Origin of the sequence: Streptomyces sp. NPDC056486 (genome assembly GCF_042795295.1) — a bacterium.
GTDB lineage: Bacteria > Actinomycetota > Actinomycetes > Streptomycetales > Streptomycetaceae > Streptomyces.
In genome coordinates, this window is record NZ_JBHTSF010000189.1 from 1 (window position 1) to 15,874 (window position 15,874).

Here is a 15,874-nt window from a genome sequence, read left to right on the forward strand (position 1 = left end):
CCCTTCGCCCCCTTCTCCAGCGCCCTGCGCTCCCTGCGCCGCCAGCCGATGAGCTGGGCGTTCTGAACGACGCACTCGCCCGTGCCACGGGGAGCACCCCCGGCACGGGCGAGCCGCAGGCGTTGCTCCTCGGCGGCGAGGCGGGCGTCGGCAAGACCCGCCTCATCGAGGAGTTCACCGCGGCGGCCCGCGCCGAAGGAGCCGTCGTCGCGCTCGGCGGCTGTGTGGAGATAGGCGCGGACGGCCTTCCCTTCGCCCCCTTCTCCAGCGCCCTGCGCTCCCTGCGCCGCCAGCTTCCCGGCGAGGTGGACGCCGCGGCGGCCGACCAGGAGGGCGAGCTCGCCAGGCTCCTGCCCGAACTCGGCGAGGCCCCGCAGCGCCTGCGTGGCACCGACGCCCAGCACGACGAGGAAGGCATGGCCCGCCTCTTCGAGCTGACCGTCCGTCTCCTGGAGCGCCTCGCCGCGGAGCGCACGGTGGTCGTCGCCCTGGAGGACCTGCACTGGGCCGACGCCTCGACCCGCCACCTCCTCGCCTACCTCTTCCGCACCCTGCGCAGCGGCCGCCTCGTCGTCGTCGCCACCTACCGCGCCGACGACATCCACCGCCGCCACCCGCTGCGCCCGCTCCTCGCCGAGCTGGACCGCCTGCGCACGGTGCGACGCATCGAACTGCCCCGCTTCAGCAAGGGCGAGGTCGCCCGGCAGATGGCGGGGATCCTCAGCGCCGAGCCCGCGCAGTCCCTGGTGGACGACATCTTCGACCGCTCGGACGGCAACGCCTTCTTCGTCGAGGAGCTCGCGGTCGCCTCGCACGGCGGCAGCTGCGCGAGCCTCACGGACTCCCTGCGCGACCTCCTCCTCGTACGCGTCGAGGAGCTGCCCGAGGACACCCAGCGGGTGGCCAGGATCGTCGCCGAGGGCGGCTCGACCGTCGAGTACCCGCTGCTCGCCGCGGTCGCCGGACTCGCCGAGGACGACCTGATCGAGGCGCTGCGGGCCGCGGTCGGCGCCAACATACTTCTGCCGTCGCCCGACGGCGACGGCTACCGCTTCCGGCACTCCCTCGTGCGCGAGGCCGTCGGCGACGACCTGCTGCCCGGTGAACGCTCCCGGATCAGCCGCCGTTTCGCCACGGCGCTCGAAGCCGACCCCTCACTGGTCGCCGACGACCAGCGTGCCGCCCGCCTCGCCAGCTACTGGTACCACGCGCACGACGCGGCGAAGGCCCTCCCCGCCGTCCTGCGCGCCTCAGTCGAAGCCCGCCGCCGCTATGCGTACTCCGAGCAACTGCGCCTCCTCGAACGGGCGATGGAGTTGTGGGAGGCCGCCCCCGAAGACGTACGCCTGGAACTGCGGCCCCTCGATTACGCCGAGGTCTACCCTCCCTGCGGCTGTGACCCCGAGACCACCCCGCTGCGCTACCTGGACCTCATGGCGGAGGCCGCCGTCGCCGGACGCCTCTGCGGTGAGCGGGAGCGCGCCCTGAAGATCACCAAGCGGGCGCTGCGCATCCTTGAGGACGAGCAAGACCCCCTGCGCGCAGCCTGGTTCTGGATCCAGCGCTCCCGGCTCACCTCGACACTGGCCCGCGGCGACGGCTGGGCGGAGATCGCCACCGCGCAGGAACTGGTCCGCGGGCTTCCGCCGTCCGAGGTGCACGCCGAGGTCCTTACCAACGTCGCCTCCTGGGGCATGCTCCACAACCCCGGAGCGGAGACCCTGGCGGCGGCCCAACGCGCCGTCGAGTACGCCCGGATGGTCGAGGCCGAGGAGATCGAACTCAACGCCCGGCTCATCCTCGGCGGCCTCCTGGTCGACGCGGGCGACGTCGAGCACGGCCTTGCGGAGATGTACGCGGTCAGGGACCGGTGCGTGGCGCCGCCCGGCCTCGTCTCCCGGATCCCGCACATCCATGTCAACCTGCCGTCCGTACTGGAAGGCTCGGGCCGCTCCCTCGAATCCCTGGAGGTCAGCGACCAGGGCCTCGCGCTCTGCCGGAAGTACGGACTCACGGACACCGAGAGCTGGGTCCAGAACAACAAGGCGGAGACCCTGATCTCGCTGGGCCGTTGGGACGAGGCGGTCGACGCGAGCGAGGCGGCCCGCCGCGGCGCGTTGGGTGTCAAACCACGGGCCGGGGCGGCCCTGCACCTCGCTGTCGTCTCCCTCGGCCGCGGCGACGTACCCGAAGCCGCCGCCCAACTGACCCTGGCCCGCGATCAGTACGGGCTGCACGGCCTCATGCCGCAGTACTCCCTGCCCATGGTCACCGCCGCCCTCGGTATCGCGGCGGCCGACCCCGACCGCGCGGCCGGCGTCGCAGCGGCGCGCGCCGAGCTCGAACAGGCCCTGGCGACGGGCTTCCCGCCCGGCACCCAGCGCTACACCTGGCCCCTGCTGCTCGTCGCCGCCACCTCCGAGGCCGATACGCGCGGCCTGCCCGCCGCCGAACCCGGCAGGACCGAGGCCATCGAAAGCATTCGACGGGCCGCCAAGAAACTCCCCTCACCGGTGCCGGTCTGGGTCGCGTACGAGAAGTGGGTACGCGCCGAGCTCCTGCGCGCCGAGGACCGCGACGCCCCCGCCGACTGGTCCGCCGTCGTCACCGCGTTCGAACCCCTCGACCGCCCCTACGACCTCGCCCGCGCCCGCCTGCGCCTCGCCGAGTCCCTCCTCGCCACCTCTGCGGGCCTGGGCGCAGAAGCGGACCGTGAACGCGCCGCCACTCTGCTGCGCCAAGCCCGTGAGACCGCCGAGCGCCTGGCGGCCCGGCCCCTCGCCGAGTCCGTCTCGGGGCTCGCCCAGCGCGCCCGCCTCACCCTTAACGAGCACGACACCGTGAGCGCCCGCCTCACCCCGGTCGACCCCGCCGAGGCGCTCGGCCTCACCAGCCGGGAGCGGGACGTGCTCCGCCGCGTCGCCGCGGGCCGCAGCAACCGCCAGATCGCCGAGGAGCTCTTCATCTCCCCCAAGACGGCGAGCGTCCACGTCTCCAACATCCTCGCCAAGCTGGGCGTCGCAGGCCGGGGCGAGGCGGCCGCCCTCGCCCACCGCCTGCGCCTTTTCCCCACAGAGAGCACAGAGAGCACAGAGAGCACAGAGAGCGCACAGTCCACCGGCTGACCTGCGCTTTCCCGCTCCCGATGGGTTTCGCAGGCGCTCGCTTACGCTGGTAGGGAGGAACTCGGCTGCCAGGAGGCGCAGTGTTCAATCTGATCGAGCTTTTTCAGCCCGGCCGCAAACACACGGACGACGAGCAGAAGCGCCTTGAACTGAGCCGGGTCGACGTGGCCGACGGTGACCCCGGCCGCGGCCCGATAGACCTCACGTCCGGCAAGGTCGTGGTGAGGGTGCCGCAGCAGGCGAAGACGGAACCCGAGCCGACCGACGCGGACCCTACTTGACGGTCACCTCAAGGATCTTGTCGTCCCCCTTCTCAGGGGTGCCCCGGGAATCCGTCTCGTTCGTCACCAGCCACAGCTTGTCGCCGCCCGCCGCGACGACCGTGCGCAGGCGGCCGTGCTCGCCCTTCAGGAAGGACTGGGGCTCCACGGCGTTGTCCACGCCCCGGACCGGGATGCGCCACAGCCGCTCGCCGCGCAGGCCCGCCATCCAGACCGAGCCCTCGGCGTAGGCGATGCCGCTGGGGGAGGCCTCCGAGGTCTTCCACTGGGCCACCGGATCGTGGAAGCCCTCCTCGTCGCCCTTGCCCTCGACCTCCGGCCAGCCGTAGTTGTCGCCGGCCTTGATCTCGTTCAGTTCGTCCCAGGTGTCCTGGCCGAATTCCGCCGCCCAGAGCTGCTTGTCCTCGCCCCAGGCCAGACCCTGCACATTGCGGTGGCCGTACGAATAGACGGGGGAGTCGTCGAAGGGGTTGCCGGGGGCCGGGTCGCCGTCCGGGGTGAGGCGGAGGATCTTGCCGCCGAGCGACTTCTTGTCCTGGGCCAGGCCCGTGTCGCCCGTCTCTCCCGTGCCCGCGTACAGCATCTTGTCCGGGCCGAAGGCGATCCGGCCGCCGTTGTGGACCCCGCCCTTGGGGATGCCCTTGAAGACCGTGTCGGGCGCCCCGAGCTGCTGTCCGGAGGGCTTCTTCTCGTCGTACAGCAGGCGGGCGATGCGGTTGTCCGACTCGGTGGTGAAGTACGCGTAGACCATGTGGTCCGACGCGTACGAAGGGGAGAGCGCCAGGCCCATCAGGCCGCCCTCACCGGCGGGGGAGACGCCCGGGACCGAGCCGAGGTCGGTCTTCTTGCCCGTATCGCCGTCGACGCGGGTGATGGTCCCCTCGTCGCGTGAGGACACAAGCAGGTCCCCGCCGGGGAGCGGTGCGAGGCCCCAGGGCGACTTCAGGTTCTCGGTGAGGGTCTTGGTGACCTTCGCCGATCCCTCTTCCGGCGGGGCGTCGCCGGCGCGCGCCTTCCCCGTGGATGCCCCGTCCGACGTGGCGGGGCTCGACTCGGCGCTCTTTCCGTTGTCCGGCGTGCCCCCGCCCCCGGACGAGCAGCCGGCCGTGAGCACAAGGGCAGCGGCGGCCAATGCGGCCGTGACAGCAGGTCGTTGCACGATCAGGTTCCCTTCGACGCAGCGCTTCTCCTGTTCATACACCGCTCGGTCCCCACAGGTTCCCCATCCCGCGTGACCGACCCGCGGACATCAGTCCCACGAACCCATCGCCGACGGCAGCGCCGCGATCTCCGCCAGGTCCGCCTCGGTGAGCCGCATCGACGCCGCCCCCGCGTTCTGCACCGCCCAGCGCTCCCGCTTCGCCCCGGGGATCGGCACCACGTCGCTGCCCTGCGCGAGCACCCACGCAAGGGCCACCTGGGCCGGGGTCGCCCCGTGCCGCTCGGCCACCCGGCGAAGGCCCACCACGAGCGGCTGATTGGCCGCCATCATCTCGGCGGTGAAACGGGGATGCCTGGCCCGCACGTCGTCCGGCTCGAAGCCCTGCCCCGGCGTCAGCGTCCCGGTGAGGAACCCGTTCCCCAGCGGCATCGCCGCCAGAAAGCCGACCCCGCGCGCCGCGCACCACGGAAGCAGCGTCAAGAGCGCCTCCCGCGACCACACCGAGAGCTCGGCCTCCACCGCGCTGACCGGAAAAACCTGCTGGACCCGCTCCAACTGCCGGATCGTTCCCTCGTGTAGCCCCCTGCCCTCGCGCCGCGAGGCACGTGCCCCCACCGCGCACAGCCCAAGGGCCCGCACCTTCCCCACGGCGACAAGCTCGGCCATCGCGCCCCAGGTCTCCTCGACGGGCACCTCGGGATCGGCACGGTGCAGCTGATACAGGTCGATCGTCTCGGTCTGCAGCCGTCGCAGCGACGCGTCGCAGGCCCGCTTCACATAGCCGGGGCGGCCGTTGGCGACGATGTGCTGCTCGCCCACAAGGAGCCCGCACTTGGTGGAAACGAAGGCCTCGCCGCGCCGCCCCTTCAGCGCCCGCCCCACCAGCAGCTCGTTGGTGAAAGGCCCGTACATGTCCGCCGTGTCAAGGAGGGTCGAGCCCTGCTCCAGCGCGGCGTGCACGGTACGCAGCGACTCCTCGCCCCGCTGCCGCGAGCCGGTGTACGCCCAGTTCATCGGCATGCAGCCGAGCCCGACCGCACCCACCTCGAGCGCTGCGGCGCCGATCGTCCTGCGGTCCACCTGGCCGTGCCCCCCACTTCATGTCCGAGCAGCCCCCAACGTAACCGCTGCCTCCCCTCACGTGACGTGCGGCCTGTGCGCATTAGCCTCCTGACCATGACGACAGACGTATGGCTCCCCTATGCCGCGGACGAGATCGAAGGCCTGCCCGGAGCAGCCGATGCCGGGCTCAACTACCGCTTCTGGGACGGCGGCCCGGACTTCCCCGCGGACCCGGCCGACTGCGCGTTCTACGTAGTGCCCTATATGAAGGGAGCGCAGACCTCCCTGCGACCACTGCCCGAGATGACATCCGTACGCGCCGTACAGACACTCACCGCGGGCATCGACGACATTCAGCCAGGGCTCAAGTCCCTGGCACCCGGCGTCCAGTTGTGCAACGCCAAGGGAGTGCACGAGGCCAGCACCGCCGAGCTCACGCTCACCCTGACCCTCGCCTCGCTGCGCGGCATCCCCCGATTCGTGGAGGGGCAGCGTCAGGAGGAGTGGCGGTCCGGGTTCTATCCGGCGCTCGCCGACAAGTCCGTCCTGATCGTGGGCTACGGATCGGTCGGTTCCGCCATCGAGGACCGGCTCGCCCCCTTCGAGTGCGCGCGGGTGGCGCGCGTCGCGCGCTCCGCCCGTGCCACGGAGCGCGGCCCCGTGCACCCGCTCGCCGAACTGCCCGCACTGCTGCCCGACGCCGATGTGGTCATCCTCTCCACGCCCCTCACCGACACCTCCCGTGGCCTGGTGAACGCCGAATTCCTGGCCCGAATGAAGGACGGCGCCCTGCTGGTGAACGTCGCACGCGGCCCCGTCGTCGACACCAAGGCGCTCCTGGCCGAACTGGAGAGCGGCCGGATCACAGCCGCTCTGGACGTCACCGATCCGGAACCGCTGCCCGCAGGTCATCCCCTGTGGCAGGCTCCTGGAGTGCTCATCAGCCCGCACGTGGGCGGATCGTCTTCCGCCTTCCTGCCCCGCGGCAAGCGCCTGCTCGCCGCGCAACTGACCCGTTACGCCGCAGGGGAACCCCTCGGGAACGTAGTCCTGACGACCCGGTAGCGCATCGAACCGCAGTCGCCCAGGGAGCGTTCGAGCACGCTCCGCACCCGTGTGCGTGCGCCCCGTGTTTACGACACCGCTTGCCGTCACTGAGCGTACAGAACCTATGTCCCTGAGTGACGAGACTGGTGTATCGTCCCGACAGGGGCTGCGCCGTGGACCGTTCGGCGCCGGGGACGAGGCAAGGCATCAGACGCGAGGGGGGCGACGGGCGATGTACGGCCAATGGGCGAACGAACCGACGCGGCGGAGCTGCCGACGGCGACTCTCACGCGCACCGGCTCGCAGTCGGCTGCGCGACGGATACGCACACGAAATCCCGGTGCCGATCGATCACGGGAGGCGGACGGATACAAGGGCGGTACGGACCAGGGCGGCCCGGTGAGCACCCGCCCGTCACCCGCCACCGCCCTGAAGGGCGGCGGAGGTCTGACGGCACCGATGTCGTCCAGGTCCCCACTGGCCCGGCGCCCCGTCTCCGGCGGCGGCACGAGCCTCGTCTCGCAGATCGCGCTCCTTGTGGTCTGCGGCGGGTATGCCGCCGGGGCCGCGCTCGGCTGGGGATCGACGAGAGCCGCCCTGATCATGGGTGACTTCGGACTGAGCGTCGCCGCGGCGACCGCCGCGGTCTCCTGCTTCCGCTACTCGCGCACCCGTCGAAGCCGCTTTCGACCCGCATGGCTGCTGTTCGCGCTCTCCTCCGCGATGGCGGCCCTGGGCAACGGCGTATGGGGCTGGTACGAGGTCGTGCTCGAGCAGCCGGTGCCGAGCCCCGGCCTCGCCGACCTGTTCTTCCTCTGCTTCGCGCCGCCCGCCATCATCGGCCTGCTCGTGCTTGCCAAGCGCCCGGTGACGAGAGCGGGTTGGGTCTGCCTCGCGCTCGACGCCTGGCTCATCGGCGGCTCGCTGCTCACGCTCTCCTGGAGCCTGGCCCTCGCGCACACGGCACAGTTCGTGGGCCAGAGCGTCGCGCACGCCGCGCTCTCGCTCGCCTACCCGCTTCTCGACATCGCGTTGGTCAGCATGGTCCTCGCGCTGCACTTCAGACGAGCATCCGCCAACCGCACAGCGGTGAACACGGCGATCGGCGCCCTAGCGCTGACCGTCATGTGCGACGCGATGTTCACCTCGCCCCTGCTGCACGCCAGTTACCGCTCGGGGCAGATGCTGGACGCGGGCTGGTTCGCGGGATCACTGCTCCTGGCGTACGCGCCCTGGGCGGTGCCCTGGTCCAAGAACGCGGACGACGCGCAGCACACACGCGTGGAGGACGGCGGTGCTCCCCAGGGTGCGCGGCCCGCCGCCACCCGGCCGATCGCCGGATCGATCGCCGCGCTCACGCCGTATCTCGCCGCCGCAGTCTGCACGTTGGGGATTCTCTACAACGTGCTCAGCGGCCGCAGCGTCGACGAAGTCGTGCTCTTCACCGCGGGCACGGTCGTGCTCGCCCTGGTGGTGCGCCAGGGCATCATGCTCCTGGACAACATCACCCTCACCCAGGAACTGGCCCAGAAGGAGAACCACTTCCGCTCCCTGGTCCAGGGTTCGAGCGACGTGATCATGATCGCCGCTCCGAACGGCATACTCCGCTACGTCAGTCCGGCCGCCTCCGGCGTCTACGGCCGCGAGGCCGAAGACCTCATGGGCTCCGAACTGGCCTCGCTCATGCACCCCGAGGATCTGGGCCGCGTGGTCCACGAAGTCCGCAGATTCCTCACCGCGAACCCCGTGGAAGAGCCCACGACCCGCATCGAGTGCCGCTTCAAGTCCGGTGACGGCGACTGGCTGAACGTGGAGTCCACGGTCAACCGTCACCAGGGCGGCCTCATCTTCAACAGCCGCGACGTCACCGAACGGGTCCGCCTCCAGGCGCAGTTGCAGCACAACGCCGAGCACGACCCGCTCACCGACCTGCCCAACCGGGCCCTGTTCACGCGCCGGGTCGGTCAGGCGCTCACCGGCCGCAGAGTCACCGACCGGGGCACGGCCGTGCTCTTCATCGACCTGGACGGCTTCAAGGCGGTCAACGACACCATCGGCCATCAGGCGGGAGACGAACTCCTGATCCAGGCGGCCCGTCGCCTTCAGGAGGCCGTCAGGTCCGGGGATTGCGCGGCCCGGCTTGGCGGCGACGAATTCGCCGCGCTGATCGTGGGCGACGGCACCCGCGACCAGGCCGCACGCGAGCAGCACATCTACGAACTCGCCGACCGTCTCAGAATCACCCTCTCCCAGCCCTACGCGATCGACGGCAACGACGTGCGCGTGGCGGCGTCCATCGGCGTGGCCTTCGCCGAACCGGGCCTCGGTGCGGGCGAGTTGCTGCGCAACGCCGACCTGGCGATGTACCGCGCCAAGGCCGCGGGCAAGGGCCGCGTCGAGCTGTACGCCCCTCAGATGCAGGCAGATGTCGTGCGCAAGGCGGAGCTGGCGACGCGGCTGCGCACCGCCCTGCACGAAGGCCAGTTCGCGCTGCTCCACCAGCCGGTGGTCTCCCTGGACGACGGAAGCATCACCTCCGTAGCGGCCCAGGCACGCTGGCGCTCGGCGCAGGGCATCCTCTTCACGCCCGCCGAGTTCCTGCGCGTGGCCGACTCGTCGGACTCCCAGGAGAGCGCCCGCACCGCGGAGCTGGGCCGCTGGATGCTCGAGGAAGCCGTCCAGCAGGCCGCCGAGCGGGGGCGCACGGGGCATGCGACGCCCGTCGCCGTCCGGATCAGTGCGCGGCGCCTCCTGGACCGCTCCATGCCGCTGAGCTCCATCGAGGCCCTCCTCACCCGGTACGGGCTGCCCTCAGGGGCGCTCGTCATCGAGCTGGCCGACAGCGACCCCCGCGTTCCCCTCGACGATCTGGAGCGCCGTCTGACCTCCCTGCGCAGGCTCGGCGTGCGCATCGCCCTTGACGGCTTCGGGAGTGGCTATGCCGCCATCACCGCACTGCGACGGCTCCCCGTCGACGTACTGAAACTGGACCGCAGCCTGGTCGAGGGCGTCGTCGAGTCCGCGCGCCTTCACAAGATCACCGCCGGTCTGCTGCGTATCGCCGGCGATCTGGGGCTGCGTTCCGTGGCCGACGGCGTCGACCTTCCGGAGCAGGTCGTCGCCCTGCGCGCGATGGGCTGTACGCATGGACAGGGCATGGCGTTCTCCGGGCCGCTCGACGAGTACCGACTGCGCCGTGCGCTCTCGCTCGGGCAGTACCCCGTTCCGTACGGGCCCGCGGAGCCCGTCCTGGCGGGCGGCCCCCCGGTGGCATTCGGAGGAGGAGGTGTCGAATCCTTTATCCGCTCACATAATGAGACCCCCGTCCCACCTACTTGACAGGCGCTGTGCGCTGGAGAGAGGGTCAATGCCATGCGCACCCGAATTCTCGTACTTGGAAAGCGCGTCGGCTGAAGCTGGGAATCACCGGTCCGAATACCGGAATCCCACAACCGCTCCGACGCGCTCCCCTCGCTTGCCACTTGGCACGAGGGGTTTTTTGTTGCACCGGCACTGCCAAAACCCTGCAAACACCCCGCAAAAACCCTCAGCTTCGAGAAGAGAATGCCGATGACCGAGCAGGCCACCGGGGCCCACCATCCGCAGCCGCGGCCCCGATCCTCAGGACAGCAGTCCGCACCCGTCGAGCACGTCACGGGCGCGCAGTCCCTCATTCGTTCTCTCGAGGAAGTCGGGGCCGACACGGTATTCGGCATTCCCGGCGGTGCCATTCTTCCCGCGTACGACCCGATGATGGACTCCACCCGCGTCCGTCACGTCCTGGTCCGGCACGAGCAGGGTGCGGGACACGCGGCCACCGGTTACGCGCAGGCCACCGGCAAGGTCGGGGTGTGCATGGCGACGAGCGGCCCCGGTGCCACCAACCTCGTCACGCCGATCGCCGACGCCCACATGGACTCCGTGCCCATGGTCGCGATCACCGGCCAGGTCGCCTCCAAGGCGATCGGCACGGACGCCTTCCAGGAGGCGGACATCGTCGGCATCACGATGCCGATCACCAAGCACAACTTCCTCGTCACCAAGGCCGAGGACATCCCGGCGACGATCGCGGAGGCGTTCCACATCGCCTCCACGGGTCGGCCGGGCCCTGTCCTCGTCGACATCGCCAAGGACGCCCTCCAGGCGCAGACCACCTTCCAGTGGCCGCCCACCCAGGACCTGCCCGGCTACCGCCCGGTGACCAAGCCGCACGCCAAGCAGATCCGCGAGGCCGCCAAGCTGATCACCGCCGCCAAGCGGCCCGTCCTCTACGTGGGCGGCGGCGTCCTGAAGGCCCAGGCCACCGCCGAGCTGAAGGTCCTGGCAGAACTCACCGGAGCGCCCGTCACCACCACACTGATGGCGCTCGGCGCATTCCCCGACAGCCACAAGCTGCACGTGGGAATGCCGGGCATGCACGGAGCGGTCACCGCCGTCACCGCGCTGCAGAAGGCCGACCTGATCGTCGCCCTCGGAGCCCGCTTCGATGACCGCGTCACCGGCAAGCTGGACAGCTTCGCTCCCTTCGCGAAGATCGTCCACGCCGACATCGACCCGGCCGAGATCGGCAAGAACCGCGCCGCCGACGTGCCGATCGTCGGAGACGCCCGCGAGGTCATCGCCGACCTGATCCAGGCCGTCCAGGCCGAGCACACCGCAGGCCAGCAGGGCGACTACACCGCTTGGTGGAAGGACCTCAACCGCTGGCGCGACACCTACCCCCTCGGCTACGACCAGCCCGAGGACGGTTCGCTCTCCCCGCAGCAGGTCATCGAGCGGGTCGGCAAGCTCGCCCCGGACGACACGATCTTCGCCGCGGGCGTCGGCCAGCACCAGATGTGGGCCGCCCACTTCATCGAGTACGAGAAGCCCGCCACCTGGCTCAACTCCGGCGGCGCGGGAACGATGGGGTACGCGGTCCCGGCCGCGATGGGCGCCAAGGCCGGTCAGCCCGACCGCACGGTCTGGGCGATCGACGGCGACGGCTGCTTCCAGATGACCAATCAGGAACTGACCACCTGCGCCCTGAACAACATCCCGATCAAGGTCGCCATCATCAACAACGGCGCCCTCGGCATGGTCCGCCAGTGGCAGACGCTGTTCTACAACCAGCGTTACTCCAACACCGTCCTGCACAGCGGTCCCGAGGACATCGGCCCCAACAAGGGCACGCGCGTCCCGGACTTCGTGAAGCTGTCGGAGGCCATGGGCTGCGTGGCGCTGCGCTGCGAGCGCCCCGAGGACCTCGACAAGGTCATCGCCGAGGCCAACGCCATCAACGACCGCCCCGTCGTGGTCGACTTCATCGTCCACGAGGACGCCCAGGTCTGGCCGATGGTCGCCGCGGGCACCTCGAACGACGAAGTCATGGCCGCCCGCGGGGTCCGCCCCGACTTCGGCGACAACGAAGACGACTAGAGACCGAGAGCGAAAGAGAGACTCAAGAGTCATGACCACCAAGCACACGCTCTCCGTCCTGGTCGAGAACAAGCCCGGTGTCCTAGCCCGGATCACCGCCCTGTTCTCACGCCGCGGCTTCAACATCGACTCCCTGGCCGTGGGCGTCACCGAGCACCCCGACATCTCGCGCATCACCATCGTCGTGAACGTCGAGGAACTTCCGCTCGAACAGGTCACCAAACAGCTCAACAAGCTCGTCAATGTCCTGAAGATCGTCGAACTGGAGCCGGCGGGCGCCGTGGCGCGCGAACTGGTCCTCGCCAAGGTCCGCGCCGACAACGAGACGCGCTCGCAGATCGTCGAGATCGTCCAGCTGTTCCGCGCCAAGACCGTGGACGTCTCGCCCGAGGCCGTCACCATCGAGGCCACCGGGTCCAGCGACAAGCTGGAGGCCATGCTCAAGATGCTGGAGCCCTTCGGCATCAAGGAGCTCGTCCAGTCCGGCACCATCGCGATCGGCCGCGGCTCCCGCTCCATCACGGACCGCAGCCTGCGGGCGCTCGACCGCTCGGCCTGAACCAGCCAGATCGAGCCGCCGGTTCCGCCCGTATGGCGAGACCTGAAAACTTCCCTCCCCCGCCCGCCGTACGGTGGGTCGCAACACCAGCACACATAGGAGATTCCCAGTGGCCGAGCTGTTCTACGACGACGACGCCGACCTGTCCATCATCCAGGGCCGCAAGGTCGCGGTCATCGGATACGGCAGCCAGGGCCACGCCCACGCGCTGTCGCTCCGTGACTCGGGTGTCGACGTCCGCGTCGGTCTGCACGAGGGCTCCAAGTCCAAGGCCAAGGCCGAGGAGCAGGGCCTGCGCGTGGTGACGCCCGCCGAGGCCACCGCCGAGGCCGACGTCATCATGATCCTGGTCCCGGACCCGATCCAGGCCCAGGTCTACGAGGAGTCCATCAAGGACAACCTCAAGGACGGCGACGCGCTGTTCTTCGGCCACGGCCTGAACATCCGCTTCGGCTTCATCAAGGCCCCCGAGGGCGTCGACGTCTGCATGGTCGCCCCCAAGGGCCCGGGCCACCTGGTCCGCCGCCAGTACGAGGAAGGCCGCGGCGTTCCGTGCATCGCGGCCGTCGAGCAGGACGCGACCGGCAACGGCTTCGCGCTCGCTCTCTCGTACGCCAAGGGCATCGGCGGCACGCGTGCGGGCGTCATCAAGACGACCTTCACCGAGGAGACCGAGACCGACCTGTTCGGCGAGCAGGCCGTGCTCTGCGGTGGTACCGCGGCGCTGGTCAAGGCGGGCTTCGAGACGCTGACCGAGGCCGGCTACCAGCCGGAGATCGCGTACTTCGAGTGCCTCCACGAGCTGAAGCTCATCGTGGACCTCATGTACGAGGGCGGCCTGGAGAAGATGCGCTGGTCGATCTCCGAGACCGCCGAGTGGGGCGACTACGTCACGGGCCCGCGCATCATCACGGACGCCACCAAGGCCGAGATGAAGAAGGTCCTGACCGAGATCCAGGACGGCACCTTCGCCAAGCAGTGGATGGACGAGTACCACGGCGGCCTGAAGAAGTACAACGAGTACAAGCAGCAGGATGCCGAGTCCCTGCTGGAGACCACCGGCAAGGAGCTGCGCAAGCTGATGTCTTGGGTCAACGACGAGGCGTAAGCCGTACGGCGTGAGGGCCGGGACCGCAGTCCCGGCCCTCACGGCGATCTCCGGAAGGGTCGCGGACGACACCGTTGTCCACCCTGTCCAGCCACGGAAGGGTGATCCTTCCACCGAGGCGTAAGACACCCGTCAGGACGCCACTACACTGCTGTCAACATTCGCGTCAGGCCCACAGCGTCGTGCGTCTTCCACGCGGCTTAGCGCCACCGAAAAGGGGCAGGCACGCCCCCGAGCCGCCCGGCACGCACTCTCGCCGCACCGGCCGAAGACCCAAGTAGCTCCGCTACGAGGGCCATCGTCCGGCACGCCGAGAGCACGCACCGAACGACACGGGAAACGCACCCACCCCTTCCCGGTGGCGCTCCCCTCCACCGCATGCGGCCGTCGGGACGGCCGTCCGCATTGGACTTGTGAGGACTCACGTGAGCACTGCTGCCAACGGCAAACCGGTCGTACTCATCGCTGAAGAGCTGTCGCCCGCAACTGTCGACGCCTTGGGCCCGGACTTCGAGATCCGTCAGTGCAACGGCGCGGACCGCGCCGAGTTGCTGCCCGCCATCGCCGACGTGGACGCCATTCTGGTCCGCTCCGCGACCAAGGTCGACGCCGAGGCCATCGCGGCCGCCAAGAAGCTGAAGGTCGTCGCCCGCGCGGGCGTGGGCCTGGACAACGTGGACGTGTCCGCCGCCACCAAGGCCGGCGTGATGGTGGTGAACGCACCCACCTCGAACATCGTCACCGCAGCCGAGCTCGCCTGTGGTCTGCTCATCGCCACCGCCCGCAACATCCCCCAGGGCAGCCAGGCCCTGAAGGCCGGCGAGTGGAAGCGCTCCAAGTACACGGGCGTCGAGCTCGCCGAGAAGACCCTCGGCGTCGTGGGCCTCGGCCGCATCGGCGCGCTTGTCGCCCAGCGCATGAGCGCCTTCGGTATGAAGGTCGTCGCGTACGACCCGTACGTGCAGCCCGCGCGCGCCGCGCAGATGGGCGTCAAGGTCCTCACCCTCGACGAGCTGCTCGAGGTCTCGGACTTCATCACCGTGCACCTGCCCAAGACCCCCGAGACGGTCGGTCTGATCGGCGACGACGCCCTGCACAAGGTCAAGCCCGCCGTCCGCATCGTGAACGCCGCGCGCGGCGGGATCGTCGACGAGGAGGCGCTGTACTCGGCGCTGAAGGAAGGCCGCGTCGCGGGCGCCGGTCTGGACGTGTATGCGAAGGAGCCCTGCACGGACTCCCCGCTCTTCCAGTTCGACCAGGTCGTCTGCACGCCGCACCTCGGCGCCTCGACGGACGAGGCGCAGGAGAAGGCCGGTATCGCCGTCGCCAAGTCGGTGCGCCTGGCCCTCGCGGGCGAGCTCGTCCCGGACGCCGTGAACGTCCAGGGCGGCGTCATCGCCGAGGACGTGCGTCCCGGTCTGCCGCTCGCCGAGAAGCTCGGCCGGATCTTCACCGCGCTCGCGGGCGAGGTCGCCGCGCGGCTCGACGTCGAGGTGTACGGCGAGATCACCCAGCACGACGTGAAGGTGCTCGAACTCTCCGCGCTCAAGGGCGTGTTCGAGGACGTCGTCGACGAGACCGTGAGTTACGTGAACGCGCCTCTCTTCGCCCAGGAGCGTGGCGTCGAGGTCCGCCTCACCACGAGCTCGGAGTCCCCGGACCACCGCAACGTGGTCACGGTGCGCGGCACGCTGACCGGCGGCGAGGAGATCTCGGTCTCCGGCACCCTTGCCGGTCCCAAGCACCTGCAGAAGATCGTCGCCATCGGCGAGTACGACGTGGACCTGGCCCTGGCCGACCACATGGTCGTCCTTCGCTACGCGGACCGTCCCGGCGTCGTCGGCACCGTCGGCCGTGTCCTCGGCGAGGGTGGCATCAACATCGGCGGTATGCAGGTCGCCCGCGCCGACGTGGGCGGCGAGGCGCTTGCCGTCCTCACCGTGGACGACTCGGTGCCGCAGGCGGTCCTCAACGAGCTGGCCGCGGAGATCGGTGCGGAGTCCGCGCGTGCGGTGAACCTGACGGACTAGTTGCCCCGCGTTTCGGTTGCCGGTCATCACCGGCTTCGCCGAGTTCGTCCTCAAACGCCGGACGGGCTGGAATTCTCCAGCC

Annotated in this window: 10 protein-coding genes; 8 read left to right on the forward strand and 2 right to left on the reverse strand. The window is 70.0% G+C overall.

Annotated features, from left to right (window positions below):
- Positions 1–53 precede the first annotated feature (53 nt).
- Positions 54–3,125, forward strand: coding sequence for an AAA family ATPase (locus ACFQ7F_RS40240; RefSeq protein ID WP_383282553.1), 3,072 nt, complete (start codon positions 54–56; stop codon positions 3,123–3,125).
- A gap of 80 nt (positions 3,126–3,205) precedes the next feature.
- On the forward strand, positions 3,206–3,406 hold the full coding sequence (locus ACFQ7F_RS40245) for a DUF6191 domain-containing protein (RefSeq protein ID WP_383282533.1): 201 nt from the start codon (positions 3,206–3,208) through the stop codon (positions 3,404–3,406).
- Here the strand turns inward: ACFQ7F_RS40245 and ACFQ7F_RS40250 are convergent.
- Positions 3,399–4,571, reverse strand: a complete 1,173-nt coding sequence (locus ACFQ7F_RS40250) for a PQQ-dependent sugar dehydrogenase (RefSeq protein ID WP_383282555.1) — start codon at positions 4,569–4,571, stop codon at positions 3,399–3,401. The genes ACFQ7F_RS40245 and ACFQ7F_RS40250 overlap by 8 nt on opposite strands.
- Before the next feature lie 84 nt (positions 4,572–4,655).
- The gene (locus ACFQ7F_RS40255; RefSeq protein ID WP_383282535.1) at positions 4,656–5,648 is read right to left on the reverse strand and encodes an aldo/keto reductase; all 993 of its coding nucleotides are present in this window, start codon (positions 5,646–5,648) and stop codon (positions 4,656–4,658) included.
- Between the two features lie 96 nt (positions 5,649–5,744).
- Here ACFQ7F_RS40255 and ACFQ7F_RS40260 point away from each other — a divergent pair, with 96 nt between their 5' ends.
- The 6 genes from ACFQ7F_RS40260 (at position 5,745) to serA (ending at position 15,792) form a co-directional block, all read left to right on the forward strand.
- Positions 5,745–6,695, forward strand: coding sequence for a 2-hydroxyacid dehydrogenase (locus ACFQ7F_RS40260; protein ID WP_383282538.1), 951 nt, complete (start codon positions 5,745–5,747; stop codon positions 6,693–6,695).
- Between the two features lie 441 nt (positions 6,696–7,136).
- Complete coding sequence (locus tag ACFQ7F_RS40265) at positions 7,137–10,016, forward strand: putative bifunctional diguanylate cyclase/phosphodiesterase (RefSeq protein WP_383282558.1); 2,880 nt, start codon at positions 7,137–7,139, stop codon at positions 10,014–10,016.
- Positions 10,017–10,247: 231 nt separating this feature from the next.
- The gene (locus tag ACFQ7F_RS40270; RefSeq protein ID WP_383282541.1) at positions 10,248–12,095 is read left to right on the forward strand and encodes an acetolactate synthase large subunit; all 1,848 of its coding nucleotides are present in this window, start codon (positions 10,248–10,250) and stop codon (positions 12,093–12,095) included.
- A gap of 31 nt (positions 12,096–12,126) precedes the next feature.
- On the forward strand, positions 12,127–12,654 hold the full coding sequence (gene ilvN / locus ACFQ7F_RS40275; protein ID WP_383282544.1) for an acetolactate synthase small subunit: 528 nt from the start codon (positions 12,127–12,129) through the stop codon (positions 12,652–12,654).
- Positions 12,655–12,763: 109 nt separating this feature from the next.
- Positions 12,764–13,762 carry a ketol-acid reductoisomerase gene (gene ilvC / locus ACFQ7F_RS40280; RefSeq protein WP_383282547.1) on the forward strand — a complete coding sequence of 333 codons (999 nt, stop codon included), beginning with the start codon at positions 12,764–12,766 and terminating at the stop codon, positions 13,760–13,762.
- Positions 13,763–14,187: 425 nt separating this feature from the next.
- Positions 14,188–15,792, forward strand: coding sequence for a phosphoglycerate dehydrogenase (serA, locus tag ACFQ7F_RS40285; RefSeq protein ID WP_383282550.1), 1,605 nt, complete (start codon positions 14,188–14,190; stop codon positions 15,790–15,792).
- The last annotated feature ends 82 nt before the right edge of the window (positions 15,793–15,874 follow it).